Source organism: Bacillus pumilus, assembly GCF_009937765.1.
In the GTDB taxonomy this organism is placed as follows: domain Bacteria; phylum Bacillota; class Bacilli; order Bacillales; family Bacillaceae; genus Bacillus; species Bacillus pumilus_O.
Genome location: NZ_CP047089.1, coordinates 2,671,339 through 2,696,343 on the forward strand (window position 1 = coordinate 2,671,339; position 25,005 = coordinate 2,696,343).

26 protein-coding genes and 5 pseudogenes are annotated in these 25,005 nt (G+C 37.5%); 21 read left to right on the forward strand and 10 right to left on the reverse strand.

The features are described 5' to 3' along the window. Nucleotides 1-1,404 (forward strand): sensor histidine kinase, encoded by a 1,404-nt coding sequence (locus GPS65_RS13045; protein WP_012010144.1) that lies wholly within the window; start codon nucleotides 1-3, stop codon nucleotides 1,402-1,404. A gap of 54 nt (nucleotides 1,405-1,458) precedes the next feature. On the opposite strand, the gene GPS65_RS13050 is transcribed toward GPS65_RS13045, so the two are convergent. Beyond that, entirely contained in the window at nucleotides 1,459-1,767 is a 309-nt protein-coding gene (locus GPS65_RS13050) for a magnetosome magnetite crystal formation protein family (protein ID WP_012010143.1), read from the reverse strand. Between the two features lie 374 nt (nucleotides 1,768-2,141). Between GPS65_RS13050 and GPS65_RS13055 the strand changes: the two genes are divergently transcribed. From GPS65_RS13055 to GPS65_RS13085, 7 genes are all read left to right on the forward strand, one after another. Continuing rightward, nucleotides 2,142-2,984 (forward strand): PRD domain-containing protein, encoded by an 843-nt coding sequence (locus GPS65_RS13055; protein WP_012010142.1) that lies wholly within the window; start codon nucleotides 2,142-2,144, stop codon nucleotides 2,982-2,984. A gap of 119 nt (nucleotides 2,985-3,103) precedes the next feature. Continuing rightward, a complete protein-coding gene (locus GPS65_RS13060) occupies nucleotides 3,104-4,996 on the forward strand; it encodes a beta-glucoside-specific PTS transporter subunit IIABC (RefSeq protein ID WP_119124954.1) in 1,893 nt (630 codons plus the stop codon). A gap of 14 nt (nucleotides 4,997-5,010) precedes the next feature. Continuing rightward, nucleotides 5,011-6,486 (forward strand): glycoside hydrolase family 1 protein, encoded by a 1,476-nt coding sequence (locus tag GPS65_RS13065; RefSeq protein ID WP_041815577.1) that lies wholly within the window; start codon nucleotides 5,011-5,013, stop codon nucleotides 6,484-6,486. Nucleotides 6,487-6,713: 227 nt separating this feature from the next. Next, nucleotides 6,714-7,112 carry a MerR family transcriptional regulator gene (locus GPS65_RS13070; RefSeq protein WP_012010139.1) on the forward strand — a complete coding sequence of 133 codons (399 nt, stop codon included), beginning with the start codon at nucleotides 6,714-6,716 and terminating at the stop codon, nucleotides 7,110-7,112. A gap of 30 nt (nucleotides 7,113-7,142) precedes the next feature. Then, nucleotides 7,143-8,069, forward strand: coding sequence for an alpha/beta hydrolase fold domain-containing protein (locus GPS65_RS13075; protein ID WP_119124953.1), 927 nt, complete (start codon nucleotides 7,143-7,145; stop codon nucleotides 8,067-8,069). 198 nt (nucleotides 8,070-8,267) lie between these two features. Beyond that, nucleotides 8,268-8,540 (forward strand): DUF2651 family protein, encoded by a 273-nt coding sequence (locus GPS65_RS13080; RefSeq protein WP_012010137.1) that lies wholly within the window; start codon nucleotides 8,268-8,270, stop codon nucleotides 8,538-8,540. A 118-nt stretch (nucleotides 8,541-8,658) separates the two neighbouring features. After that, the gene (locus tag GPS65_RS13085; RefSeq protein WP_012010136.1) at nucleotides 8,659-9,081 is read left to right on the forward strand and encodes a cytidine deaminase; all 423 of its coding nucleotides are present in this window, start codon (nucleotides 8,659-8,661) and stop codon (nucleotides 9,079-9,081) included. Between the two features lie 43 nt (nucleotides 9,082-9,124). Here the strand turns inward: GPS65_RS13085 and GPS65_RS13090 are convergent, their stop codons facing one another. Next, nucleotides 9,125-9,751 carry a pentapeptide repeat-containing protein gene (locus tag GPS65_RS13090; protein ID WP_161985436.1) on the reverse strand — a complete coding sequence of 209 codons (627 nt, stop codon included), beginning with the start codon at nucleotides 9,749-9,751 and terminating at the stop codon, nucleotides 9,125-9,127. A gap of 340 nt (nucleotides 9,752-10,091) precedes the next feature. Here GPS65_RS13090 and GPS65_RS13095 point away from each other — a divergent pair. Then, nucleotides 10,092-10,556, forward strand: a pseudogene (locus GPS65_RS13095) (alpha/beta hydrolase); the annotation flags it as partial. A 103-nt stretch (nucleotides 10,557-10,659) separates the two neighbouring features. On the opposite strand, the gene GPS65_RS13100 reads toward GPS65_RS13095, so the two are convergent. The 3 genes and pseudogenes from GPS65_RS13100 to GPS65_RS13110 form a co-directional block, all read right to left on the reverse strand. Continuing rightward, the gene (locus GPS65_RS13100) at nucleotides 10,660-10,977 is read right to left on the reverse strand and encodes a monooxygenase (protein WP_012010133.1); all 318 of its coding nucleotides are present in this window, start codon (nucleotides 10,975-10,977) and stop codon (nucleotides 10,660-10,662) included. A gap of 11 nt (nucleotides 10,978-10,988) precedes the next feature. Continuing rightward, a pseudogene (locus GPS65_RS13105) lies at nucleotides 10,989-11,916 on the reverse strand (DsbA family protein). 26 nt (nucleotides 11,917-11,942) lie between these two features. After that, nucleotides 11,943-12,503 (reverse strand): NADPH-dependent FMN reductase, encoded by a 561-nt coding sequence (locus GPS65_RS13110; RefSeq protein WP_012010131.1) that lies wholly within the window; start codon nucleotides 12,501-12,503, stop codon nucleotides 11,943-11,945. A gap of 180 nt (nucleotides 12,504-12,683) precedes the next feature. Here GPS65_RS13110 and GPS65_RS13115 point away from each other — a divergent pair, with 180 nt between their 5' ends. The 3 genes from GPS65_RS13115 to GPS65_RS13125 all read left to right on the forward strand — a co-directional run bounded on the left by GPS65_RS13115 (nucleotide 12,684) and on the right by GPS65_RS13125 (nucleotide 14,177). Further along, the gene (locus GPS65_RS13115) at nucleotides 12,684-13,253 is read left to right on the forward strand and encodes a TetR/AcrR family transcriptional regulator (protein WP_012010130.1); all 570 of its coding nucleotides are present in this window, start codon (nucleotides 12,684-12,686) and stop codon (nucleotides 13,251-13,253) included. A 72-nt stretch (nucleotides 13,254-13,325) separates the two neighbouring features. Then, nucleotides 13,326-13,751: a MarR family winged helix-turn-helix transcriptional regulator gene (locus GPS65_RS13120; RefSeq protein WP_012010129.1), complete on the forward strand. Its 426-nt coding sequence runs from the start codon at nucleotides 13,326-13,328 to the stop codon at nucleotides 13,749-13,751. 78 nt (nucleotides 13,752-13,829) lie between these two features. After that, entirely contained in the window at nucleotides 13,830-14,177 is a 348-nt protein-coding gene (locus GPS65_RS13125; protein WP_012010128.1) for a DoxX family protein, read from the forward strand. A gap of 70 nt (nucleotides 14,178-14,247) precedes the next feature. Here GPS65_RS13125 and GPS65_RS13130 read toward each other — a convergent pair whose 3' ends face one another. After that, nucleotides 14,248-14,436, reverse strand: coding sequence for a hypothetical protein (locus GPS65_RS13130; protein ID WP_012010127.1), 189 nt, complete (start codon nucleotides 14,434-14,436; stop codon nucleotides 14,248-14,250). A gap of 174 nt (nucleotides 14,437-14,610) precedes the next feature. Here GPS65_RS13130 and GPS65_RS13135 point away from each other — a divergent pair, with 174 nt between their 5' ends. The 4 genes from GPS65_RS13135 (at nucleotide 14,611) to GPS65_RS13150 (ending at nucleotide 17,292) form a co-directional block, all read left to right on the forward strand. Beyond that, entirely contained in the window at nucleotides 14,611-14,940 is a 330-nt protein-coding gene (locus GPS65_RS13135; protein ID WP_420797199.1) for a TetR/AcrR family transcriptional regulator C-terminal domain-containing protein, read from the forward strand. A gap of 139 nt (nucleotides 14,941-15,079) precedes the next feature. After that, the gene (locus GPS65_RS13140; RefSeq protein WP_088002780.1) at nucleotides 15,080-15,730 is read left to right on the forward strand and encodes a helix-turn-helix transcriptional regulator; all 651 of its coding nucleotides are present in this window, start codon (nucleotides 15,080-15,082) and stop codon (nucleotides 15,728-15,730) included. An 11-nt stretch (nucleotides 15,731-15,741) separates the two neighbouring features. Further along, nucleotides 15,742-16,116 (forward strand): RidA family protein, encoded by a 375-nt coding sequence (locus tag GPS65_RS13145; RefSeq protein WP_161985437.1) that lies wholly within the window; start codon nucleotides 15,742-15,744, stop codon nucleotides 16,114-16,116. A gap of 72 nt (nucleotides 16,117-16,188) precedes the next feature. Then, a complete protein-coding gene (locus GPS65_RS13150; protein WP_144459819.1) occupies nucleotides 16,189-17,292 on the forward strand; it encodes a threonine synthase in 1,104 nt (367 codons plus the stop codon). Between the two features lie 152 nt (nucleotides 17,293-17,444). On the opposite strand, the gene GPS65_RS13155 is transcribed toward GPS65_RS13150, so the two are convergent. Continuing rightward, complete coding sequence (locus GPS65_RS13155; protein WP_012010123.1) at nucleotides 17,445-17,789, reverse strand: winged helix-turn-helix transcriptional regulator; 345 nt, start codon at nucleotides 17,787-17,789, stop codon at nucleotides 17,445-17,447. Between the two features lie 123 nt (nucleotides 17,790-17,912). On the opposite strand from GPS65_RS13155, the gene GPS65_RS13160 reads away from it, so the two are divergent. Then, the gene (locus GPS65_RS13160) at nucleotides 17,913-18,494 is read left to right on the forward strand and encodes an NAD(P)H-dependent oxidoreductase (protein WP_144456552.1); all 582 of its coding nucleotides are present in this window, start codon (nucleotides 17,913-17,915) and stop codon (nucleotides 18,492-18,494) included. 127 nt (nucleotides 18,495-18,621) lie between these two features. Here GPS65_RS13160 and GPS65_RS13165 read toward each other — a convergent pair. Next, nucleotides 18,622-18,939, reverse strand: a pseudogene (locus tag GPS65_RS13165) (branched-chain amino acid transporter permease). A 31-nt stretch (nucleotides 18,940-18,970) separates the two neighbouring features. Continuing rightward, nucleotides 18,971-19,576: pseudogene (locus GPS65_RS13170) on the reverse strand (AzlC family ABC transporter permease). 606 nt (nucleotides 19,577-20,182) lie between these two features. On the opposite strand from GPS65_RS13170, the gene GPS65_RS13175 reads away from it, so the two are divergent. From GPS65_RS13175 to GPS65_RS13185, 3 genes are all read left to right on the forward strand, one after another. Continuing rightward, nucleotides 20,183-20,482: a zinc-binding dehydrogenase gene (locus tag GPS65_RS13175; protein ID WP_049754905.1), complete on the forward strand. Its 300-nt coding sequence runs from the start codon at nucleotides 20,183-20,185 to the stop codon at nucleotides 20,480-20,482. Between the two features lie 326 nt (nucleotides 20,483-20,808). Next, nucleotides 20,809-21,240 (forward strand): MarR family winged helix-turn-helix transcriptional regulator, encoded by a 432-nt coding sequence (locus GPS65_RS13180; protein WP_144456554.1) that lies wholly within the window; start codon nucleotides 20,809-20,811, stop codon nucleotides 21,238-21,240. A gap of 117 nt (nucleotides 21,241-21,357) precedes the next feature. Continuing rightward, the gene (locus GPS65_RS13185) at nucleotides 21,358-22,392 is read left to right on the forward strand and encodes an NADH:flavin oxidoreductase/NADH oxidase (RefSeq protein ID WP_144456556.1); all 1,035 of its coding nucleotides are present in this window, start codon (nucleotides 21,358-21,360) and stop codon (nucleotides 22,390-22,392) included. 545 nt (nucleotides 22,393-22,937) lie between these two features. Here GPS65_RS13185 and GPS65_RS13190 read toward each other — a convergent pair. Next, nucleotides 22,938-23,485, reverse strand: a pseudogene (locus GPS65_RS13190) (sugar O-acetyltransferase). A 202-nt stretch (nucleotides 23,486-23,687) separates the two neighbouring features. Here GPS65_RS13190 and GPS65_RS13195 point away from each other — a divergent pair. Next, entirely contained in the window at nucleotides 23,688-24,866 is a 1,179-nt protein-coding gene (locus tag GPS65_RS13195) for an MFS transporter (protein ID WP_012010118.1), read from the forward strand. Nucleotides 24,867-25,005 lie beyond the last annotated feature (139 nt).

Consider the following 25,005-nt stretch of genomic DNA (forward strand, 5'->3'; position numbering starts at 1 on the left):
ATGAAATGGCGATTAACAGGCAGATATATGGTCTCTGTCATTATCGTGACCATTATCACAGTCTTTATTAACTTATTTGGATTCATGATTTGGCTTGTACTACAAGCAAGCAGCCAGCAAAACGAAGAAAATACGCCGGAAACCTTCACAAGAACATTTGAACAATACATCACCTTGTCTGATCAAGATATTACTGTGAGTAAAGAAGGACAACAAGCCTTAAAACAACAAAACGCTTGGATTCAAATATTAGATGAAAATGGACAAGACGTCTATCATGCACAAGCACCTAAAGGTTTAAAGAGCAAATACACACCTATAGAAATCGTGAACTTACATAAATATAAAGATAAGCAATTGATGTCTACTATTTATGCTGGGGGGAAAAACGGAAAGGGCGAGGAATACAGCTACTTTATCGGATTTAAGGACCCTTCCATCGGAAAATATTTATTTTCTTTTGATACGAAAGACTTAATATCGCAATTCAATATCGGGACGATGATTTTATTATCGATTGATGCCATCATTGCCTTATTCATTGGATACTTATTCAGCCGGCAGCTCATCAAACCGCTCGGCCGTGCCATTTACGGCATCCAGCGACTCGCAAACGGAGATTATACGACGAAGCTGCCAACGAAGGGAATCTATAAAGATGTGTTCTATAATGTCAATCACTTATCAGAGCAGCTCGCTTCAAGTCAAAAGGAAAAAGACAAATTAGAGCAAATGCGAGAAGAGTGGATCAGCCATATTTCTCATGATATTAAAACACCATTATCCTCTATTCAAGGCTATGCAGAAATCATGAAAGATCCAAGTTATCCTCTTTCAGAACAAGATATCAGACATTACGCTGATATCATTGAGAATAAATCACTGTACATTAAAGATGTGATGGAGGATCTAAATTTAACAACAAGGCTTAAAAATAACGACGTGATGCTGCATAAAGAGCTGGTGAACATTGTGCCGTTGCTGCGTGAAACGTTAATTGATATCCTCAATGATTCGAGATATGCTAATCAGACCATTGAGCTGCAAACGAATGTAGACAAGCTTATGCTGAATATTGATACGATCCTCATACGAAGAGCGGTCACCAATCTCATATTAAATGCCCTGGTCCACAATGATGCTGATGTGAAAATCATTGTACAGCTTGAACAAAAAGACCATACCCACATCACAATTCAAGACAACGGCAAAGGAATTGAAGAAGCAGAGCTAGAAAAAGTGTTTGACCGCTACTATAGAGGGACGAATACAGGAGGGACACATGCTGGCTCTGGTCTTGGAATGGCGATTGCAAAAGATATCATCCAAAAACACGGCGGAGATATGACGATACAGAGTATCATTGGAGAAGGGACTACGATTGATATCCAGTTACCCGCATAAAGAGACATACAAAAAAACGGTTCTGCTCAATGACAGAACCGTTTTTTCCATCTATTATTCTGAAAACACTTTAATTCCTTTCACAATGTTCCAAATGAAGAAGTAGATCGCCACAAGGAATGTCACAGCATATGTTGCAATTAAGAACGGACCAGCATGACTGATATCGTTCATGCCAAGTAAACCTGATCCGACAATACCAATACCGAAAATCAAATATGGAATAACATGCGTCCACAGTGACTTTTTCGCATGATATTTCACTTCGTCCTTTCCTAAGAAATAGACGATAATCGGAAACAGAAACGGTGCAAAAAAGATACTGAAGTAACATAATGAAGACAAAATTTTATTTTCTCTCAAACCTTTTCACCTCTATGATTGATTTAGAAGAGGGGACCATTTGACTCATCCCTCACTTCCTTACAAACCCATTGTACAACCTCAACCTTAACTTGTATTAATCCGAACCTTACAACAACCTTAAATATGTTAAACTGTAGAATGATCCATGCAAGATAAAATCATTATAGGTATTTCCATCTATTTTTTCAGAAAAAATAGTTGACTTTGGTCATTCCTCTGTTTAAAATAAAGTCGTAACCGATGCAGGAGTGTTACTGATATGATCAGGCACCACCAAGTCAGGTAAACAGTTTGTACATTTGTACGTTGTTTGCTGAGATTTTGGTGTTTTTTTATGCTTTTTTTAGCATTTTAGGTAAGGTGGGATGAGGATGTTCACCGTCGTTAAAGTTTTAAATAATAATATCGTATTAGCTCTAACAGAGGCTCAAAATGAAGTTGTTGTGTTTGGAACAGGAATAGGTTTTAAAAAGAAGAAAGGTGATACTCTTGATGAGAGCGCTATCAGTAAGACATTTTATTCTGATCAGACGTCTCCATTAGAATCTCAACTTACCGCTATCCCAACTGATATCCTTTTATTAACTGAAAAAATCATTCGCGTGGGCGAAGAGATGTTGAATAAGAAGTTAGGTTCCAGCGTGCTCTTTTCGCTTTCCGATCATCTTACCTTTGCTATTCAAAGGCACGAAGAAAAAATAGCGTATGAAAACCCCATTGTGTGGGAGATTCCACATCTCTATTTTCAAGAATATCAAATCGGGAAAAAAGCACTGACAATTATTCAAAAGATGATGGGCATTTCTTTTGAAGATACTGAAGCTTCACTCATTGCCCTGCATTTTGTAAACGCTCAAATAGATGGTCAGTCTATGGGAGACACCATTAAGATGACTCACCTCACAAAAGAAATCGTCAAAATCATTCAAAATATTTTTGAGATGATATTAGATAAATCATCCATTAATTATTCGAGGTTTATCACACATTTGAGATATTTTATTGTCAGGCAGGAAACCAATCAACCACCACAGCAGATGGATGACTCGTTAAAAGAATTAATACAGGATCGTTATATGAAGAGTTATGCGTGTGGGTTGATTATCAAAGAAATGTTAAAACGAGAATTCAATTGGAATGTGACAGAAGACGAGCTTGTTTTTTTAGTCATCCATATTGAAAGAATTACAAAGGAACACCAAAAAAATAAATGATTTCTTTTAGGCGTGTTATGAAAAAGCATTAACCTAAACAAATCTCCATGAAGAAGAATGATCTTTTCTAATGGTGGATTTTGTTTAGGTTTTTTTTGTGAAAATGAAGGGGTGAAGGCATGGAAAACAAAGAATTGGCTCAAGAAATTGTGAAATTAATCGGTGGAACCGAAAATATATCTCAAAGTTGGCATTGTATCACAAGGCTAAGATTTAATCTCAACAATGAAAGCAAGGTTAAAGTGGATGAGCTGAAAACATTAGATGGTGTTTTAGGTGCACAATTCCAAAGTGGACAATTTCAAGTCATTATTGGAGCAAAGGTAGCAGAGATTTATGAGGAAATCGATCATCTGGTCGGTCATAGTAGCAATGATTCTACTCCTGTTAAAAACACGTCAAAGATGAATCCAATCGAAGTTGTATTCGATGTAATCAGCGGAATTTTCACACCTATTTTACCAGCGATTGTTGGTAGTGGATTGATCAAAGGGATCATGGCACTGTTTGTTAGCTTAGGTTGGCTAACGGAGACAAGCTCTACCTATCAAGTACTTCAAATCTTTTCAAATGCTGTGTTTTACTTTTTACCTTTCCTCATTGCTTATTCGGCAGCGAAAAAGTTTAAAACGCGAGAATCTCTTGCGCTCGCATTAGCAGGGATTTTACTATATCCAGCGATGATCGAAGGTGCAGCAAAAGGAGCAGATCCGTTAAGTTTTTTAGGGTTAAGTATTCCATTAAATAATTACACATCTTCTGTATTACCAATTATTTTAGGTGTGCTATTACTAAGTTTTGTCGATAAGTGGATAACAAAAGCGATCCCAAAATCCTTAAGTATCGTATTTACACCAGTACTGAGCCTAATGATCACGGCTCCTCTTACACTGGCTTTTATCGCTCCTATTGGAAACGTTTCCGGGCAGTATTTAGAAATCTTTTTCACTTCTTTGTTCAATTTCGCTGGTCCGATTGCCGGTTTATTAATGGGAGGCCTGATGCCACTCATTGTGTTAACTGGGATGCATTACGCATTTTTCCCAAGCACGTTAGCCAGCTTTGAAAAAATGGGTTACGATATCATGCTGCTTCCGATGAATTTCATCGCGAATATGGCACAAGCAGGCGCTGTGTTAGGTGTCATCATCCGTACCAAACGAGTAGAAACAAGGTCTTTAGCGCTTTCAACATTGCTTCCTAGTTTCTTCGGTATCACAGAACCAGCCATTTATGGAGTCACGCTTAGACTAAAAAAACCATTTTATGCTTCATTAATTGGCGGCGCAGTCGGTGGATGTTTTTACGGTTTATTTTCAGTTAAAACAACAGCCTTTTCGATTCCAGGCATCACCTCACTGCCCACTTACATGATGAAAGGGACGAATAATTTCCAGCTGGCTCTGATTGGAATCGCCTTGAGCTTTATCGTGTCACTTCTCGTCACCATTTTCCTTGGATTTAAGGAGTCTGTTACAGCCGTTAACGAGCAAGCAGCAGAAAAGCCAAATCACGCTGTGGGTACAGAGAATCAACAATTATCTAAGCAAACAAGCCCATTCGAAGTTCAAGCACCTATGAGCGGAAAGGTCATTCCTTTATCTGAAGTGAATGATTCCGTGTTCTCAAGTGAAATGATGGGAAAGGGAGTCGCAATTTTGCCTGATAAGGGGGTGGTACAAGCACCGTTCTCAGGAAAAGTAGTGACTGTTACGCCTACTAAACATGCCATCGGACTCGTTTCAGATGATGGGATTGAATTATTGATTCACGTGGGGATTGATACCGTCAGCCTAAACGGCCAATTCTTTGATGTACTCGTAAAAGAGGGCGATGAGATCAAAACCGGGGATCATTTATTATCGTTTGATATAGAAGGAATTCAATCAAACCATTTAGATGTAGTGACACCTATTATCGTCACAAATTCTACGCAATACCTTGATGTGATTCATACAGGTGACGCTCATGTCACCGCAGGTCAAAATAAGCTCTTAATGCTTATTCACTAATATAAAGAGAAGGGATGATTGAAATGAAAGAATTAAAAAAAGGATTTTCAGATAATTTCCTATGGGGTGGCGCAACTGCTGCCAATCAAATAGAGGGCGCATACTTAGAAGGTGGCAAGGGCCTGTCGACATCAGACTTTGCTGCATATAAAGATCCTTATGAAAAAGGAAAAGTGAACAATTTTACTTTCGATGTTAGTTCAGCTGAATTAAAAAGATACAAGGAACAACCTGATGAATTTGATTTCCCAAAAAGACGCGGAATCGATTTTTACCATCGATATGAAGAGGATATTGCACTATTTGCAGAGATGGGCTTTAAAGTGTTTCGCTTGTCTATTTCATGGGCAAGAATCTTTCCAACTGGTTTAGAAGACAAGCCAAACGAAGAAGGATTGGCTTTTTACGATCAAGTATTTGATGAATGTGCGAAATATGGAATTGAACCATTAGTCACGATGTCTCACTACGAAATGCCGATTACTTTAACAGAGAAATATAATGGCTGGATGAGTAGAGAGCTTGTCCCGTTGTTTGAAAAATATGCCCGCGCTATTTTAGAAAGATATAAAGATAAAGTGAAGTATTGGATTACATTCAATGAAATGAATATGAACCTCAACAGCCTTTACACCGGTGCTGGAATTTTAGAGGACCTAGTAGACCATAAATTACAGGCTGCGTATCAAGCATCACATCACCAATTTATCGCCAGTGCTCTCACAGTGAAGGCTGCAAAAGAAATCATTCCAAATGTCCAAATTGGCTGTATGATTAACCAAATTGAAGCCTATGCAAAAACAACGAAGCCAGAGGACCAGCTGCAAGCGGTAAAATCGAACCAATTGAATATGTTCTATCCGGATGTTCAAGCTAGAGGTGAATATCCAACATACATGGTGAAATATTTTGCTGACAACGACATAAAGCTCGATATCGAAGAGCAAGATGAGCAAATTTTAAAAGAGGGCATCGTTGATTTTGTGGCAATCAGCTACTATATGTCCCACGTAGCAGAAGCGCGAGAAGATGCAGCAGAGCTAGCGGGTACATTTGATAGCCCAATCAAAAATGAGCATTTGGAGTTATCACAATGGGATTGGCCAATTGATCCGATGGGTCTGCGCATTTCATTAATTAAGCTGTATGACAGATACCAAAAACCTTTATTTGTTTGTGAAAACGGACTTGGTGCAAGAGATACACTGACATCAGACGGAGAAATACACGACGATTATCGAATTGATTATTTAAAACAACATATTGAACAGATGAAAGAAGCAGTCAAAGAAGGTGTCGACTTAATGGGGTATACGCCTTGGGGTTGCATTGACTTAATTAGCTGCGGAACATCTCAAATGAGTAAACGCTATGGTTTGATCTATGTAGATCAAGACGACAGAGGGAATGGTACATTGAATCGTTACAGAAAGGATTCCTTCTACTGGTACAAAAATGTGATTGCAACAAATGGAGAAGATTTATCATAATCTAGAATGAATGATGAAAACATCATTGCGCCCGCCTTTATTTGACGGGCGCGATGGTGTTTTATTTGTTAACTGAAAAGTAACACAAATCATGTCATAAAAGCACTAGATATCTCCTCGCTACAATAAACAAAAACTGGTCAAAAAATGTTTCACCTTGACCTTGAAGTATAGTTCAACCTTTATAATGTACATATAGTAAGAAAAATAATGAAAAAGGAGTAACGATGGAGTTGATGACTAGAGGAGAACTTGCCAAAAAAACAGGAGTAAGTCCTGCCGCAATTCGTTACTATGAAGAGCACAACATATTGCCTGCTCCAAGACGACGTTCAAACGGTTACAGATTCTATACAGAAGACTATGTTGTGAAGATTCAATTGATCAAAGATGCAAAAACGCTGGGTTATTCATTAAAGGAAATAGCTGAAATTATGAACATGCTAAGTCAAGACATAGACCTTGATACCTTAAGGGAAATTGTCCATCTTAAACATGAAGAAATTGAAAAGAAAATTAAAAGCCTTCGTCTCATTCAAGACCTTTTATCTAACTTATTAAAAACCCCTGAAACAAAAGTACACGTCTACCTGGAATCATTTCGTGTACCAAATCAGGATGATTAATCATCATATTGAGTGTTAGGAGAGAAAAAAATGAGTGTAGAAATTTATTATGGTGAGCGTTCTAAAGAAAGTATTCAATTTGAAACATTATTCGCTTCGCAAAGTAATAAAGAGAGTTTTTCTAGTATCGAACATACAAAAAAATTTCTTGAGCAAAAAGGAATTGAAAATACGCAGCCTTATGCCATTGGGGATGATGTGAAGTTAATCAGTGAGGTACAAGAGCAGACATTCGAAGGAATGCAAGTGTTCACATTGAATGAACAAGCATCACAAAATCAAAAAGTCATTCTCTATCTGCATGGTGGCGCGTGGACAAATCAGCCTTTAAATGTCCATTGGTGGTTCATGGATAAAATGGCGCAATCACTCGATGCGAAAGTGGTCGCTCCTATCTACCCAAAAGTGCCTCATTATAGCTACAAGGATACGTATCCGAAAATTCTTAACCTATATAAAGACCTTCTGAAAACCGCCGGAAGTGCCAATCAATTGACGATCATGGGAGATTCAGCTGGCGGAAATATCTCACTTGGTCTGGCGCACCTTTTAAAGAAGGAAGGACTGCCACAGCCGAAGGATATTATTTTATTATCTGCATGTGTTGACATGAGCTTAAGCAATCCTCTCATGTTTGAATATGCAAAGAAGGACCCGATTCTAGGTCATGAAGGAATGGAAGTCATTGCAAAGATTTGGACAGCTGATCAACATGTCACTGATCCATTGATCAGTCCCATATACGGTGACTTCAAAGGACTTGCGAAGATTACTCATTTCATTGGAACACATGATATGTTATATCCAGATGCCATAAAGCTCGATGAAAAACTAACAGAACAAGGAATAGACATCAAAACCTTTGTTTATCCTGAAATGCTGCATGTGTTTGTTGTTATGCCAATTCCTGAGGCACAAGATGCCGAGGAGAAAATCATTCAAGTGATCAATCGTTAGGGATTCGGTTCACACCCAAAAGGCTGCTTACAAGTAAGCAGTCTTTTTAAATACAATCACAATATCAATTCATGACAGATTAAACTTTCCTTAAATTCCAATTTATGTTTACAAGGAGCATCTTTCCCATTAACATGAAGATTGATCGCTTTATCAATGGAATGAAACAAATGGGTAGTTAGTAAAGGAGAGTGGATAATGATGATGTCTTTTCTTCAACCTATGGCTCTGATCTTATTTACATTGCCTTTGTTAATTTTAATATGGGGGATTGTAGGCTATATCCTCTTTAAGCGGGTCTACATCGTTCTAATGATCACCTTTGCAGCTTCAACCATTTTTATCTTTGCCTATACGGGGTTTGATATGTCGAATATGTATTGGGTCATTACGATGACCTTTTTATGCATGTGTACCTCTGTCATCACAAAAATCATCCACTATATGATTCGTCGCTATAAAAAAGGATAAGAAGATGATATATGCAAACATAAGCTGTTTTTGTTCCCATTCATTTCATCTCACGCAACAGTTCATCACCTCATGTTTGATATAATACATACGAGTAGTGAGGTGAAAGGGGAACGCGATGAAAACTTTTGATCTATCACAAGAAGATATAGAATTAATCGACGAAGCAAAAAAGAAGATTATTAGTCTTTATGAAGATGACAAACATCATGTAGGGGCAGCGATCCGTATGAAAACAGGAGAAATCATATCAGCTGTCCATATAGAAGCCTATATCGGACGGGTAACTGTTTGCGCAGAAGCCATTGCGATTGGTAGCGCTTTATCAAATGGATATAAGGATTTTGATACCATTGTTGCAGTGAGACACCCTTATTCAGATGAAGAAGATAGAAGCATTAGGGTAGTAAGCCCTTGCGGCATCTGCCGAGAGCTCATTTCAGACTTTGGACCGGCATGTTTTGTCATCCTTGAGATCGATGGGGAGCTGGTCAAGGTGAAAATCGAAGAACTCATTCCGCTCAAATATACTCGAAGCTGATGTACCACATAAAGATAAAGTAGAAAAAGAGATGTAGCAAGCGCTAAATGTGACCCTTGCTACATCCAAGATGACTAAAAAATCGCTCAACAAAAGCAGGCCCATATATTTTCTCCATATGTTTCGTGTTAAAAATATACTGTTCCATTTGTTCAAGCTTGCGCAGACTGCGCACTAGTATTTTCCGATCATCGTCAGACAGAGTAGGGTCATCACCTATCTTCTCTAAGGCCTTTTTCACACGTTCAGATACATTTTCAACATATATTTTGAATGCTGGCGGATTACATGCCGACAGGTCACAGCCTATAAAACGAACACCGTCAAGGGTACAGTATTTAAAATCGGCGATCAGCTTTTGTTTGCCATTTCCCTCAAACGTAATATCTATTAGCTTACCAGCAAAAGTACAATTGACGATGTTCGCAACCTGTAAAACGCGGTCATTGAATCTACATCTAGAGAAAGCACAATCGATAAAAGTAGCATTCTCCAATGTCATTCCTCTCATATCGCAGGAAGAAAATACGCAATTGGTGAAGACGGCTTCGTTTTTGCCAATGCCCACAGAGCGCAAGTCGGAACGAATAAAAGTACAATGATCAATCGTACTACCGGCAAAAAATCTTGCATTCGTGAGATCACACGTATCAAATACAAGATGATCCAAGTGACAACTCCAAAAATAGGAGAACGAACATTTGAGTTGATGATTGTCGTTCTGCTGATTGTTTCGTTTTCATACCTGGTAACATCAGAAAATGTTTCGTTGTCTATTGATATACCTGACTCTACTCTTCTCATCGCTATCACCCTATCATTTCTTCGGAATTCTTCACAATCATGATGTCCATTTAGCAAGTTCATTTCATTATTCTTAGCGCTTGTCTTTGACTCAAAATTATATCACAAAACGATACGCACCCAGCAAAGAACAGATATCCATTTTCATGATGAAAGGGGCATAAAAGAATGAAAAGGTATGACACATTTCCAGAACCAAATGGAAGTCTATTTTTCACAACAGACTGCTGCTCGACATCGGCATGGGCATCGCCGGACATTCTTATGGCGGGCCTACAGCGGCTATTGTTTGCCGGGATGACGACCGGTTTGTCTGCGGGGTTGGCTTAGATAGTGGTGCCTTCGGCCTTCTCGACAGCGATCTCAATAAACCCTTTTTGCTCCTGTTTTCTGAACCGAATTATGATATGAATGCGATCGTTGGTGCTAACAATAGCATGGAAACCTATTATTTCACTGTTGATGGTGCTGCACATTTAGATTACTGTGACATCGTGTTTACAGGTGTAGATGAGGAACTGAGAGGCACAAGGGATGCATTAGAAATGCGTCATCTTGTGACGGACTATACGAAGACGTTTTTTGATCATTACATCCTGCAAAAGACTGCACATGTAGAAAACCTATCATATGATGGTGTAAACTTAATCAAAAAAACAAACAGCAAATGAGATAGAGGAAACTGCTGATCATAACCTTTTAAAGAGTCGGTTTAAAGTTGAATATTAGTTCATAAGCAAAAAGAGCAGCCAGCGACTGCTCTTTTTTCGTGTCTCAATCTTTATGCGTTTTGAATGGACCTTTTGTAATATGAGTCAGCTCAGAGTTTATATCAAAGATTTTCGCATTGATGTCTGTTATGCCAAAGCTCGTGATTCTTTTAGAATGCATATCGAGATATGTTTCGGCTGCTTCTTTTGTTTCAAATAAATAAATCCCGCCAGCCTCATTTTTCTCAGGATTCTCCGTCCATATCTTCCATATGAACCCGTCCTCTTCATTAATACTTCTCGCTAAATCAGAAAACTCTTTTGCCAATTCATCTCCGAAAGGACCATTCATCTTAAAATCCACTTGTAATACGTAAGCCATCATCATTCTCCTTATGTTGAAGTTGTGAAATACTGTTCTCCTAGAACTTCTTTCAATTGGAACGATTCTTGTGAAAGTTCTTTCTCCATAAAAGACCGCACATCCGATTGATCAACATCGTACATCACTTCAATCTCTTTAGAGAATAGACATTTTTCTTTTTCGAGTAAGGCAGAAACCACGGGGAGCTTCTTCGGTTGAAGCTCTTCTGTGTTTAAAGCTTGCTTTAATCCATCAATATAGACGTCTAATGGTCGACCACCCGTGATTTTAACTCCTTTATTTTCTTCGTTGACGAAGATGATGGTCGGAAAACCTCTTGCACCGAGGTCTCGAACAAGAGCAAAATCTTGATTTAATAAATCTTGTCCGCTTGGGAGCTCCGCTTCATGTAAAATCACATCTCCGTTCAGTCCAAGGTTGTTAACGATATCAATCAAAACCGCGATATCCGATATATTTTGATTGAATGAAAATAGCGCTTCTCTTGCACGGCGTAAAAACGTATAGGCTTGTTCATCACCGTGATGTTTTTGAATCACTTTGAACACACGAGAGGATGGGTAGGAGGATTGAACAGGATTGTCAATCATTAAGGACCCATCTATTGGCATGCGAGAATGTTCTCCGACTTCTCTCCAGTGACCCGCAACATCAGCAGGCTTATAAATTCCGTTTGCAGGATCAATTGGACCGTAATGCCATTTCTCTAGCAGTCCACCTAACACAGTCTGGAAATGAAAATAATGTCCATATTCCTCTTTCAAACGACGTAGGACAGGTTCAATTGCCCAGCAATGAGAACAAATTGGATCTGTTACATAGTAGAGTGTAATGGTTTTTTTAGGTTGGTGAAAGTCAATGACTTGGATCATCTTCCTCTTCACCTACACCACATACACCAGTTTCTAAATCACAAAACATGTCATTGTTTTTCAAGTTATTTCCTCTTTTCTGTTTAAGTATTAATGTCTGATGGTTTTTAAAGCTGTAGACCAAGATACGACTTCAACCAGCATCGTATCAACCGTTTCTTCATGAAACGCTGCTGGCTTAAACGTTGTCATATGTTCAAAGTCAGTAAAAAGACTTAGCCCAGGTTGAGTACGAACTGTTGCAACAGCCGGAACAGATAAAATTAACCGTAAGTTATTTGCTGCTGTCACACCTAGAGAAGAACCATAGCTGACAATTCCAGCTGCCTTGTTGTTCCATTCAGTATATAAGTAATCAATCGCATCTTTCAGTCCAGCTGTGACCGCTTTGTTGTATTCAGGTGTGACAAAAATAAACCCATCAAGCTCACTCACTTTTTTTGACCATGCATGCGCTTCTGGTGTTTGATAATCCTTTGACATGAGGGCAGGTGCTGGTTCGTTGTAGCGAGGCAGCTCATAATCCTTAATATCAACGATCTCAAAAGTAGCATCCGTTCGTTTATCTGCGATGGATTTTACCCATTCCGCTACTTGAATATTAACTCTTGAATCTCTTGTACTACCAGTGATAATCCCAATTTTAATCATGATATTTCCTCCTCAATTGTTCAGGAATACTCGTTTCCTGATCGGTTGTTTGAATCAAGCCATCATTTGCTTTACAATTGAATCTTAAGACAGAATGAGTGAGATCAACACCAATAATTTCTTCAATTTGTTGTTTATCCAACAGATTGAAGCATGTGTTTAAAAAGAAGGGGGAAGAAGATGACGCAGCCAAAGACAGATCCGCGCGTATTAAGAACACGCAAATTAATAATGGAGTCATTTATCAAGCTTTCATCAAAAAAGGAATTTAAGGATATTACGGTGAAAGATGTGACAGCAGAAGCCATGATTAACCGAGCGACGTTTTATTATCATTTTGAGGATAAATACGATTTATTAGATAAAACACTATCAGAAGTATTGTCGATTAATTTAGAAAGTATCAATTTTAATAATAGTAAACTAGATGAAGATACAATGATGAATATCTTTAAAGCGCTAGCCAGTTTTCAACAATCTCTGTATAACCGGTGCCAAGTAGAATATGAAACTGAACTTGCTCCAATTGTTCGAGAACAGCTTGAAATTATTTTTTATCAATTGTTAGTGAATCAATATACTAATGTCGAAAAACAAGTGTTGAAGGTCACGGCTGTTTTTTTAAGCTGGGGGATTCACGGAGCTTCTGTTGAATGGAGAAAGAATAGTTCTCACATTTCTTCAGAAAAATTTATCAAATCAGCATTGCCGTATATCATGTCAGGTATTGATTTTAAGCATAACAGGTAGACAATTTGACAATGTTTCACCGCTCCACTAATATAAATGCTATAGCATATAAAATGGTGAGAGGGTGTTTACATGAAGTTACACGATTTAATAGGTTATCTCGTTCATCGCACTGATGTGAAAATGACGAATTATTTTACGAATAGGTTAAAGCCGTACGGAGTTACACCAGAACAGTGGGGTATTATTAGTATTCTTAACCATGAAAAAGGGACGACTCAAAAAGAATTGGCAGAAGGCATTGATAAAAATCAAACCACTGTCGTCAGAATGATCCAGTCAATGGAACGAAAAGGGCTTGTCAAAAAAATCTTTAATGAACAAGACCGGCGCTCGCATCATTTGTTTTTAACAGAAAAAGGAGACGAGATCAAAAAGGCGATTCTTCCTGTCGTCATCGATGCACATCGAACTGTGACAAATCAATTAAGCGATGAAGAGATTCAACAATTAAAATTACTTTTAAACAAATTATTTCATTCAGACTATCCGTCTTGATAAATCTGTAAAGCAGGAACAACCTCTATTTTCGCACGATATATGCTATGACATATAAATTTCACTTTTTAGAAAGATGTGATCAATATTTTCATTCTTATTTTACAAATTGTATTGGCCGTTTTCTTTTTCCTCACAGGAACGAAAATCATATCAGGGAAAATGGCAGAAGAGTTCAAACGATTTGGTTTACCTGCATTTTTCAATGTTTTAACGGGGGCTCTTGAGCTAATAGGCGCCGCTGGAATGCTCGCCGGCATATGGATGCCAACATTAGCATTATTATCAGGCTTATTGTTAGGAGGCACGATGCTGGCAGCTGCATTTACTCTGATCGTATTGGCCAGAGATCCCATTAAAAAAGCAATTCCTGCACTTGTTTTATTCGCTCTTAGTATTGGGGTCAGTCTATACCACTTTCTTTAAATTCATATCAAGGTAAGTCACAAACCTAAACAAATCTCCATTGTTCCAATGATGATGTTGTTTAGGTTTTTTAGCGATTGAATCGTCTTCGAAGAACTAAGCATGAGACAGCAAATACTACGAAAGCGCCCGCTGATCCAGCAGCAAACATCAGCTCAGTTTGTTCTGGTTTGGCTTTGAATAACAAAGGGATAGAAAGAATAAGCGCGGCACCACTAAAGCCTAATCCTAATATCAACATGGCCAATAATTTATTCATAGAAACACCTCTTACACTTAGATTTAGAACCATGGAGACCAATTGATCCAAAGTGTATCATATGATGGTGGGGGATTGGTTTCTTTTCATTAAAACACAATCATAAAACAAATAATTATAACGAACACTCTGCTATTCGAGAAACCTGGTCTCGCTGAAATTTCTCTTTCCACCATTCCACAAGGAACGAACTTTCTTCAGTTGACCGAACATCTTCTCGCTGCATTGCATGAAGGCGGGATCAAATCTACATCCGCTGCATGGGGAGTAGACCTATTGCTGTTATACGTATCTTCGGTAGCATACGAAAAGGTCTCTTGGAAAAAACATGACTCTTCGCAGGTTTCAGACACAAAAAAAGCATTTCATGATGCAGACAAGACGCATTTTCCTTTTATTCATCGTGTAAAAGAAGAATTGTTTGCAGGTGATCCCGTTTCAATGGAACGATTCCGATGGGGAATTGACGTCATTTTGTATGGAATCCAGCAAAAAGACAATTAGAAAGGAGCACAAGTAAAAGGCAGTCAATGGCTGCTTTTTTTATATGGTATTTTTCAAAACATATAAATAAATCTATATATTGTTTTTATATATAAAAAATTATATAATCTAGTGGAATAAAAAAATGAGGTGCTTAGGCATGGAACATATTAAAAAGTTATTAGAGAGTTATATTCCTTTAGCAAAATCTACTGCAAAAATGTTTGGACCAAATTGTGAAGTGGTGATTCATGATTTAACGAACCCTCAAGCATCTGTCATGTTTACTGTAAATAACCATGTGACAGGAAGAGAAATCGGCCAATCATTTGATCATCTAGTCAAGACTGTATTACAATCAGAAGATTTTAAAGAAGATTATCTGGCTGGTTATACATTTGTAACAGAAGATAAGCGTAAAATTCGTTCTTCGACTTCATTAATACGTGATTCAAAGCAAAAAGTGATTGGCGCTTTCTGTATTAATTTTGATATTGAAGCCCTAAATCAAATGCAGCAATTTATAGATACTTTTCTTACTACACAAGTGGAAGCTCAAGGTGCAGAAACAACATCAAATGATGATCTTGAAAATGTGGAAGAAATAGTGGATCAATTGATTCAACAAATCATTCAAAATAGTGTTCATCCAGTCATGAAACGTCATGAAAAAATTGAACTAATTAAATTCATGGATGAAAAGGGCATTTTTTTAATGAAAGGATCTGTTGAAAAGGTCGCATCTATGCTAGGCATTTCCAAAGTAACCGTCTATAGCTATTTGGATGAAATTAAAAATAAATCGAGGTAAGGAGTGTCAACATGGAAAGCATACTCGAGGTAGGAAATCTAAAATCAAACGGGCACTATGCATTCGCAACCATTCATCAAAACACAGTCTATGTTTCGGGACAATTTGCCATCAATCCCGAAACGACAGAAAAAGAGTTCGGTCCCATTGAAGAAGAGACATTACAAGCGCTTAAGAATGTAGAGATGATTGTAGAGGCTGCGGGAAGTAAAAAAGAGAAGATTTTGCGCATGACATTATACATTTCGGATATTCATTTATGGGACAAAGTCGATGCTGTTTATACGGAACTTTTCGGTGAACATAAACCAGCGCGTACGATTGTTCCAACGAATGAATTACATTTTGGTTTTAAAATTGAAATGGATGCCATTGCATATATTTAAGATATTTTTTTGCCTACTCTATATAAAAAATTATATTTCATATAAAAAAATATTCAAAGGGGTAGATGATTGATGAATCAATTAATTTGTCACCATTGTGGGAAAAAATATGAGATGACACCAACTCTATGGAAATGTGATTGTGATGGCGTATTAAATCTAGTGAAAGATACCCCGAAAATAGACGTCGCAGCATGGAATCACTATCCAAACTCCTTATGGCGTTATGTTGAAACCATGCCATTTTCAAAAGGTTCTAACACTTGGGAAACGGTCACAATGGGGGAGGGGCAATCCCCTTTAATCGTACTTGATCCTCATGAGCCAAACACTTATGTAAAAGTTGATTATATGATGCCGACATTATCCTTTAAAGACCGAGGAGCCGCTGTATTGATGACACATGCAAAAGAATTAGGGGTATCAAAGGTGATTGCTGATAGTAGTGGGAATGCAGGAACGGCGATTGCAGCTTATGCAGCACGTTGCGGTATCGCCTGTGACATCTATCTAAGCGATGACACTTCACCCAAAAAAGTCGCTCAAATCAAAGCCCATGGCGCAACGATTAAAGAAATTCACGGGACGCGAGAGGACATTGCAGCTGCAGCACAAAAGGCAGTAGACAATGAAAAGGTTTTTTATGCAAGTCATGTCTATAACCCTTATTTTTTTGAAGGCACTAAAACATACGCCTATGAAATCTATGAACAACTAAATGGAGCACCTGATACTTTAATCATTCCGGTTGGAAACGGTACTCTCCTCCTAGGGGCGTATGATGGTTTTAAAGAGTTATTTGAAAATGGTTTGATTCTTAAAATACCGAAAATCATTGCCATACAAGCGAAAAACTGTGCACCTCTTGTGAAAGCTTATCAAAATGAAGAGAAATCAGCATCGCCTGTCACAAATAAAGGGACCTTAGCAGAAGGGATAGCCATTGCTGCCCCGGCGCGCTCTAAACAAATTTTAGAAGCTGTACAAGATACCAATGGTACATTTATAGATATTGAAGAAGATGAGATATTGAATGCTCGCTCTAAATTAAGTGAGAAAGGATTTTATGTCGAAGTGACCTCAGCAGTCAATTTGGCTGGCTACATGAAATATCAAAAGAAACCAGAAGAAACCATTGTCATACCTCTTTGTGGTGCAGGGATAAAATCAAAATAACCTGAGAGAAAAATCACGCAGAACGCTCTCTATCTGGCAGAAGGAATGGAGTTAGCGCATCAACAAAATGAGCCAATGGGATTGAAATAAGATGAGAAGAAAGCTACTTTAGAAAGCATGGTTAAATCGCAGTAGCTTTCTTCCCAGTCTACCTAATTATTTTTCATTTGTTCCTCTCCCCAATAACATATCTCATCTAATACAGGCATCAGTGATAAACCCTTTTCAGATAAACGATATTCTACTTTTGGAGGCACTTGAGGATATTCTTTACGATGAATTAAGTGATCCGCTTCAAGCTCTTTAAGTGTGTTGGTTAATGTTTTAAAAGAAATCGTTCCTAGCATACGTTTCAGCTGATTATAGCGAACAGGACCATCGTTTGTATATAAAGCATACAGAACTGGCATTTTATATTTCCCGCCAATTAATGACAAAGTATACCCAAAACCAGTATCTTTTAGGTCAGCTTTCGTCTGAAAGGACTCCTCATTCATTTTACACACTCCTTTTGGTTAGTATCGCACTTTAATTACCGTACTTGTAGCTTGTTATAGCATACAATAAAATGAATGTACATCAAAATATGATGCAAATCTCAGAAAAAGGGTGAATGAATAATGAAAACGATTGTCTATGCACATCCTTGGGATGGAAGCTATAATCATGCCATTTTGACTTCTATAACAGAAAATCTAGAAACAAAGAAAAAACCATTTCAAGTGATCGATTTATATAAAGATGGGTTTAATCCTGTTTTTTCAACTGAAGAATTGCAATATTTCAATAAAGGAGATACGCCTTATCAATTAGTAAAGGATTATCAAGAGAAATTAAATCAGTCAACTGAATTGATCTTTATATTTCCTGTCTGGTGGTGGGATTTACCTGCTATTTTAAAAGGATTTATTGATAAAGTGATGTTAAGAGGTTTCGCATTCTTGGAAGATAAAAATACTGGTGCTTTGAAGGGCTTATTGACAAATATAAAAAAAACAACCGTGATCTCAACATCTACAACAGATAAGGATTATATAGAGTCTGAAGCTGGAAATGCGATTCAAAGCGTTTTTATTAACAGAACGCTAGCTGACTTGGGAATTAAAAATGAAGACACCAAATGGATTCATTTTTCGAGAGTTAACTTAACAACAGATGAAAAGAGAATGATATTTTTAAAAGAAATAGCTCAAAATATTTAATTTACTGTTTCAACAATTTTCGGTAACAAATCAAATTATGTATGCAAGCAAAACAACACTCAAGATTTTGGTTCTGAACTATAGAGAGTTGATTTTAATCTAAATGAAAGAAGTGTTTTTTTACAATCTATTTAAAAACTAGTTGAACAAGCAACATATAAGTAATTGTGCCACCAGCTATTGAAAGCAACATACTCCTTTTCCAGTAATGCAGAGCAACTATTAAGAAAATAGCGATTCATTCAGGAATACCATGTGTTCCTAAATGAAAATTGACATCTCTTACGCAATAGATGACCAATAGTCCAAGAACAGCTGGTGGTAAGAATTTCCCTAAATATTGTTTGATTGTAGGATTAGGCTTATTTGCAGAAAATATAATAAACGGAAGCATGATGACTAATACGACAACTCCTAAAGTGATAATTTTCTGCGCTAATGTCATTGTTCCATAACTCGTCTTTTTGTACTCGTATTCATAATGCAAGAATGCTTAATATTAATGCCATTGCAGGTAAACTGTGATGCTTTTTTCCCTTCATCCATTAATCTAGAAAAATAACCACAAACAATGCAGCCATAACAAACTCTAAACCCTTTGTTTGAAAGTGAATAAAGGATCTAAATAAACCTCCAATCGTTGCTCCAAATACCCAATAAAAGTGATTAAGTAAGGTGATAAACAAGAACTAGCTCTTATCTATATTTTTAGATATTTTAGCTGTGCTATTAATCGCAAAAGATTCAACGCACAGACCAAAGATTAAATAGCCCTTTTTTCCCTGTCCCTTTATATTTATCCAACATTGATAAATCATAAAATAAATGGCGGGCATTCAGCCTCATTGTTAAAATGCTGCATTTAATGGATTAAAAGCTGTCAGTAACAGAATGGCTGCAACAAATTCCATAGAAACCGCAAATATTAAGAGACTCATTAATGTAGCATAAACAGGGTGGAATCCAAGTGAATTCATAAATATTCCGTAAGCTGAACCTAAAAATAAAAACCCAGTCAGAAAAGGCAGGATACTTGGAAAAGCAGCTTTAAACGCTAAAAGAATTTTTTCTCTTTGTTTCATGTTTTCACTCCCATTGAATTCATTTAATATCAGTTATAACACGCTATATACATACAGAAATAACAACTTTGTATCCACTACAATATTAAGTTTCAGAAATTAATTGCATTGAAGAGCAACTAATTCTAAAATAATGTAAAATCCCCTTACAATTAATGAAAATGTATGGGATTTAAAAAGGCGCTAAAAATGCCGATTAATTCAATCCCAAACCGAAAGAAACAGAAGTAATATTAAATTTGATAGCCGCGGGACTGAATCACTGTGATTTATTTATTCTTGATAGACACAAATCTACAGAACCACCAGTAATCATTTGATTAGATGGTACTGGAGTAATCGATGCTGTTGGTACTGAGGTGCATCTTGTTCGAGTGGGAAATCAAGTCATCATAAATCCAGGAATTGGGTGGAAGGATAACACAAATGACCTCCTGAAGGTTTTTCAATACTTGGCCATCCTGATCATGGCACTTTTGCAGAAAAAATTGCGATTACTGCTGATAATGTAGCACCTAAGCCTAAACACTTATCTTGGGATGTATTGTCACTTTGTAGCAATCGTTTATGTGACTGCACGATCAGATGAAAAGAGCCCAAAAGCGATTGAGTTTGGCGCAGATAAAGCGATTGATAGTAATGAAAATTTGGGATCAGTTGCTTGATGGAGAAAAAGTGGATCTTGTAATTGACTCAGTTGGTGCTGCTACGATTTACAAGTCTCTACACCAGGTAATACAAGTGGGGACGATCGTTACCTTCGGTGCCTCCGCTGGAGATATAGCCCAAATTAATTTGCGTGATTTTTTCAATGGACAGGTGACCCTTTTAGGCTCTACTATGGGAAGCAATGAAGAGTTTCTAGAAATGATTGAATTTATAAAACAACATGGAATTAAGTATTGATCGAGTTTATCCTTTAAATGAATTCAAAAAAGCTTTCAGTGGAATTGAATCCTCAAATCAATTGGGCAATATTGGCTTTTTTATTTAATTAAATCCAAATGAAAAATCACACACAATGGTTATATCTGTTTTTTTATTGTTATTCCCTACCTATAAGTCTATATAGTGTATCAAGCTCTATTTTAGATGTTGAGACAACAAATAAGAAAATCAGTGTTTCTTACGTATTTAAGTGATATGATTTTATCATACATGTGTTTGTAAGATGATAAGCAAATAAGCGCATAGTACAGTAGTAGCTATTTATATGTTAAAAGGGTGATGTTATGAGTAAGGAGTTGCAGCTGGAAGTTTTAAAAAACTGGGTGAATTTTAACGCGATGACAGACAAGATTATAAATGAATTAGAAACTGCTTTAAAAGAACAAAATAATATATCCCTGAAAGAATTCTATGTGATGTATTATTTATCACAAGAAACTGATCGTAAGTTGCGATTACAACAACTCCAAGAGTTGATAGGGTTAAGTCAAAGTGCAATGTCACGATTAGTAGGTAGGCTCGAAGCCAAAACGTGTGGTTCATTAGAAAGATCCACTTGCGAGGATGATAAGCGTGGTATTTATACTTCTTTAACACAATCTGGGGAAGAAAGGTTTGGACGAGCATTACAAACCTTTAATTTAGCCATGAAAGAAATCGAAGAGAATCAAAAAAGTATCATTTTTGATATTTTAAAGAAAAAAGGGAACAACTAAGAAGAGGGAGATCTTTTGATCCCTCATGTAAACATGACTATTGACAGGAACAACTAGAGATGTTAGATTAGGAAAGTAAATGCAGATGCATGCAAATTTTATGAGGAGTTGACCACAATGAAAGAGCAGAATATATTTGATCCATTTACTTTGAAAGGGTTAGAGGTAAAGAATCGTATTATGATGTCTCCGATGTGCCAATACAGTGTAGATAAGAAAGACGGCATAGCAACTGATTGGCATTATATTCACTATGTAAGTCGTGCTATTGGGGGGGCAGGGTTAGTAATGGTGGAAATGACAGATGTCGAACCTGATGGACGTATTTCAGATTATGACTTAGGTTTATGGTCAGAAGAACAAGTCCCGGCATTAAAACGAATTGTAGACGGCATTCATCAATACGGAGCTAAAGCAGCTATTCAAATTGCCCATGCTGGTCGAAAAGCTGAAGATGCAGAGGTGCCAGTAGCTCCTTCAGCCATCCCTTTTGATGAGAATTCAAAAACACCAAGAGAATTAACGACAGATGAAGTTTATGAATTGATTGAAAAGTTTCGTAGATCTGTAAGGCTTGCTGTCAAAGCAGGGTTCGACGCTATTGAAATTCATGGCGCTCACGGTTATTTAATTCATCAATTTCACTCTCCATTAACAAATAAGAGAACAGATGAATTCGGTCAAGATCTTACAAAATTCGGATCAGAAATCTTGAAAGCTGCAAAAGAGGAAATCCCAGATGATATGCCTCTCATTATGCGTATTTCTGCTAAAGAGTATGTAGATGGAGGTTATAATATTCAAGATGCTATTGAATTAGCCAAAGCATATCATCAAGCAGGTGCTGAGATTTTCGATATTTCCTCAGGCGGAGAAGGGCAGATTCCTGCGATGAATAGGCCTGGAACACACGCAGCGTACCAAGTTCCATTAGCAAGAGAAATTAAAAAAGCATTAAATGTGCCAGTTATAGCTGTAGGACGTTTAGATGATCCGATTTTAGCAAATGCAGTTGTCGGTACGGAAGATGCAGATCTAGTTGCTGTAGGAAGAGGGATGCTCCGTAATCCATATTGGGCACTGGAAGCAGCAAAACAATTAAGAAAATCAACTGACGAATTGGTTCCAAAACAGTATGAAGCTGGTTTCTAAATAGAATATTATTACAACCTCAAGGGTGCAATGATTTGGTAATTTTCATTGCACCTTTTTCGTAAGCTACTTTAAAATCCCTGATTCGATAATGTATTGGTCATAGAGCAATTTCATTACATATAAGTAAAAGTGAGTACATTATTGAAATAAAAGTGGATCTACAATAAACCCCGTAAATAAACACTTCTAATGGATCTATGTTTACTTCGTTGTACATCAGAACAACCAATTAGTGAACAGGTATGAAAATGTTAAATAAATTATTAGAAGCAGGAAGGGGGTTCAGAATGAACCCTTGTTCACGTCCTGAATGGACCCTTATTCATGTCCCTGTACAACAATGGATCCACTTTTAGTTCATTAATGGATCCATGTTTACTTCGCTGTACAGGACCGTTGTACATGTCCGAAAGTATGTATTCTCATTTATTAGTTTACATAATATATATTCTAGGAAGTTAAACAATGAAAGCATTTCTTTTGTCTCAATTCTAAGTATACTTATCTTATTGAGACAAAAAAGAAAAATCAAAATCCTACGTTTATTCGCCAGATTTTGATTCATCCAGATACTTTATGATTTTCGCTGGATTTCCGCCAACCACGACATTTGCTGGGACACTTTTTGTCACAACGGCACCAGATGCTATGACAGCTGGATTAATAATAGCGCCGCCGCCAATCCATACGTGGTTTCCAATGGTGACTGGTTTACCAAATTCAATGCCTTTTGCACGTTCTATTGGATCAAGCGGATGACCAGCCGTATAAATATGTACATTCGGTCCTAATAAACAATGATGTCCAATGGCAATTTTGCATACGTCTAATAACACCGCATCAAAATTCGCAAAAAATGCTCGCCAACTTCGATATTGTATCCGTAATCACACTGCAGTCTTCCTTCAAAAACGACATCATCGCCGCAAGCACCTAATAATTCCTTTAAAATGGATGTTCTTTTTTCAGGCTGATTGGTTTGCTGATATGAAAATGTCAATTGTCTCGCTCTTTCTCGATCTGCGATCAAGGTTTCGTCACTAGATACATAATGTTCTCCTTGAATCATTTTTTCTTTCTCACTTTTCATATTGATCCTCTCCTCCCCTTCTATTTATCATATCACCTATATGTTTATTTTATCTTCTTATCAGAAGAATTGGGAAGGTATGAATTTTTTGCCTAAGATTGCCCCTGTTCCTGCCCCAAGTTATTTACGAATCGCCCTGTCTCATTTATAATCGAGTAGATTTGTTCAGGAACAGATACATCTTTAAATGTGAGGGATTTACATGGAATTAAAGTGGTATAAAGCCATCATTATCATTTTCACGATGTCTGGTATCTCCATTTCCACATGGTTTTCACGGACACCAGAAGTGAGAGATTTGTTACAAGCCAATACAGGAACGATGGGTCTTATCCTACTCGGCTTATCCGTTGGTTCAATTGTTGGACTTGTTCTTTCAAATGTATTTGTTCGAAAAAAAGGCGGACGAGTGGCGATTGTCATTAGTGCTTTTTTGATGTTTCTGGGGTTCATCACACTTGCTGTTGGTTCGACCCTCTCTTCTATCTTTGTCGTCACAGCCGGGCTATTTCTTTTTGGAGCAGGTTCAGGTATGTGCAATGTGGCGATGAACCTAGAAGGGACAGAAATTGAATATAGGATTAAGAAAACCATTTTGCCTATATTGCATGCTTCATTTAGCATTGGTACTTTAATTGGAGCAGGAGCTGGCATTCTTTTTATCCATTTAGGGATCTCTGTGTTGAATCACTTACTTGTCATTGCCCTTCTTTTCTTTCTCAGCATCTTCATTTGTACCAGGTATATTCCGCACGGGACTGGAATGGATCAGCATGAGAAGCACTCGCAGCCAGATACATTAGATCATCATCAAACGCCGTGGCTGAATAAACGAACAATCTCTCTTGCCATGATCGCCTTATGTCTTGCGTTTGTCGAAGGATCTGCTAATGACTGGATTCCACTTGCAATGGTGGATGGATACCAGGTTTCACATTCCATGAGTACAGTCATCTATGCGTTATTTTTATGCGGGATGATTAGCGGTAGATTAATTAGCGGACGTTTGATCGACCGTTTCGGCAGGGTGTTATTGCTAAGAGTTGCGATTGTATCAGCTGCTGCTGGACTATTCTTGGTCATTTTAAAGATCTCTCTTGTGGTATGCATGATATCGATCTTTTTATGGGGACTTGGCGCTTCTTTAGGCTTCCCACTAACCATTTCTGCTGCTGGTGATGATAGCCGGTATGCCGTGAAACGAGTCAGCATTGTGACCTTATCAGGTTACACCGCCTCTCTTTCTGGTCCGCCTATATTAGGGCTTCTTGCAAATCAAGTTGGACTGCTTCACGCCTTTATTTTTGTTTTATTCGCCATATGTATAGCGGGAATCTTTACAAAAGCTGTCGCAAAACCGCATGCATCACAAGTTCACTAAAAGTGTCTGATCCTCGATCATGGCACTTTTTTTAAATTAAAAAAATAAAATTGAAACCTTTCATGAAGTGAAACAGTCCTATAAATGTCCTGATGTTTATCGCTTTTTTAAAGAGGGAAAGTAAAAAAATAAGACTTTT

What these genes read in the sequence shown, in the direction of transcription:
- GPS65_RS13045 (WP_012010144.1), top strand. Translation starts at nt 1, where the DNA reads ATGAAATGGCGATTAACAGGCAGATATATGGTCTCTGTCATTATCGTG.
- GPS65_RS13055 (WP_012010142.1), top strand. Translation starts at nt 2,142, where the DNA reads ATGTTCACCGTCGTTAAAGTTTTAAATAATAATATCGTATTAGCTCTA.
- GPS65_RS13060 (WP_119124954.1), top strand. Translation starts at nt 3,104, where the DNA reads ATGGAAAACAAAGAATTGGCTCAAGAAATTGTGAAATTAATCGGTGGA.
- GPS65_RS13065 (WP_041815577.1), top strand. Translation starts at nt 5,011, where the DNA reads ATGATTGAAATGAAAGAATTAAAAAAAGGATTTTCAGATAATTTCCTA.
- GPS65_RS13070 (WP_012010139.1), top strand. Translation starts at nt 6,714, where the DNA reads ATGGAGTTGATGACTAGAGGAGAACTTGCCAAAAAAACAGGAGTAAGT.
- GPS65_RS13075 (WP_119124953.1), top strand. Translation starts at nt 7,143, where the DNA reads ATGAGTGTAGAAATTTATTATGGTGAGCGTTCTAAAGAAAGTATTCAA.
- GPS65_RS13080 (WP_012010137.1), top strand. Translation starts at nt 8,268, where the DNA reads ATGATGATGTCTTTTCTTCAACCTATGGCTCTGATCTTATTTACATTG.
- GPS65_RS13085 (WP_012010136.1), top strand. Translation starts at nt 8,659, where the DNA reads ATGAAAACTTTTGATCTATCACAAGAAGATATAGAATTAATCGACGAA.
- GPS65_RS13100 (WP_012010133.1), bottom strand. Translation starts at nt 10,977, where the DNA reads ATGGCTTACGTATTACAAGTGGATTTTAAGATGAATGGTCCTTTCGGA.
- GPS65_RS13110 (WP_012010131.1), bottom strand. Translation starts at nt 12,503, where the DNA reads ATGATTAAAATTGGGATTATCACTGGTAGTACAAGAGATTCAAGAGTT.
- GPS65_RS13115 (WP_012010130.1), top strand. Translation starts at nt 12,684, where the DNA reads ATGACGCAGCCAAAGACAGATCCGCGCGTATTAAGAACACGCAAATTA.
- GPS65_RS13120 (WP_012010129.1), top strand. Translation starts at nt 13,326, where the DNA reads ATGAAGTTACACGATTTAATAGGTTATCTCGTTCATCGCACTGATGTG.
- GPS65_RS13130 (WP_012010127.1), bottom strand. Translation starts at nt 14,436, where the DNA reads ATGAATAAATTATTGGCCATGTTGATATTAGGATTAGGCTTTAGTGGT.
- GPS65_RS13140 (WP_088002780.1), top strand. Translation starts at nt 15,080, where the DNA reads ATGGAACATATTAAAAAGTTATTAGAGAGTTATATTCCTTTAGCAAAA.
- GPS65_RS13145 (WP_161985437.1), top strand. Translation starts at nt 15,742, where the DNA reads ATGGAAAGCATACTCGAGGTAGGAAATCTAAAATCAAACGGGCACTAT.
- GPS65_RS13150 (WP_144459819.1), top strand. Translation starts at nt 16,189, where the DNA reads ATGAATCAATTAATTTGTCACCATTGTGGGAAAAAATATGAGATGACA.
- GPS65_RS13155 (WP_012010123.1), bottom strand. Translation starts at nt 17,789, where the DNA reads ATGAATGAGGAGTCCTTTCAGACGAAAGCTGACCTAAAAGATACTGGT.
- GPS65_RS13160 (WP_144456552.1), top strand. Translation starts at nt 17,913, where the DNA reads ATGAAAACGATTGTCTATGCACATCCTTGGGATGGAAGCTATAATCAT.
- GPS65_RS13180 (WP_144456554.1), top strand. Translation starts at nt 20,809, where the DNA reads ATGAGTAAGGAGTTGCAGCTGGAAGTTTTAAAAAACTGGGTGAATTTT.
- GPS65_RS13185 (WP_144456556.1), top strand. Translation starts at nt 21,358, where the DNA reads ATGAAAGAGCAGAATATATTTGATCCATTTACTTTGAAAGGGTTAGAG.
- GPS65_RS13195 (WP_012010118.1), top strand. Translation starts at nt 23,688, where the DNA reads ATGGAATTAAAGTGGTATAAAGCCATCATTATCATTTTCACGATGTCT.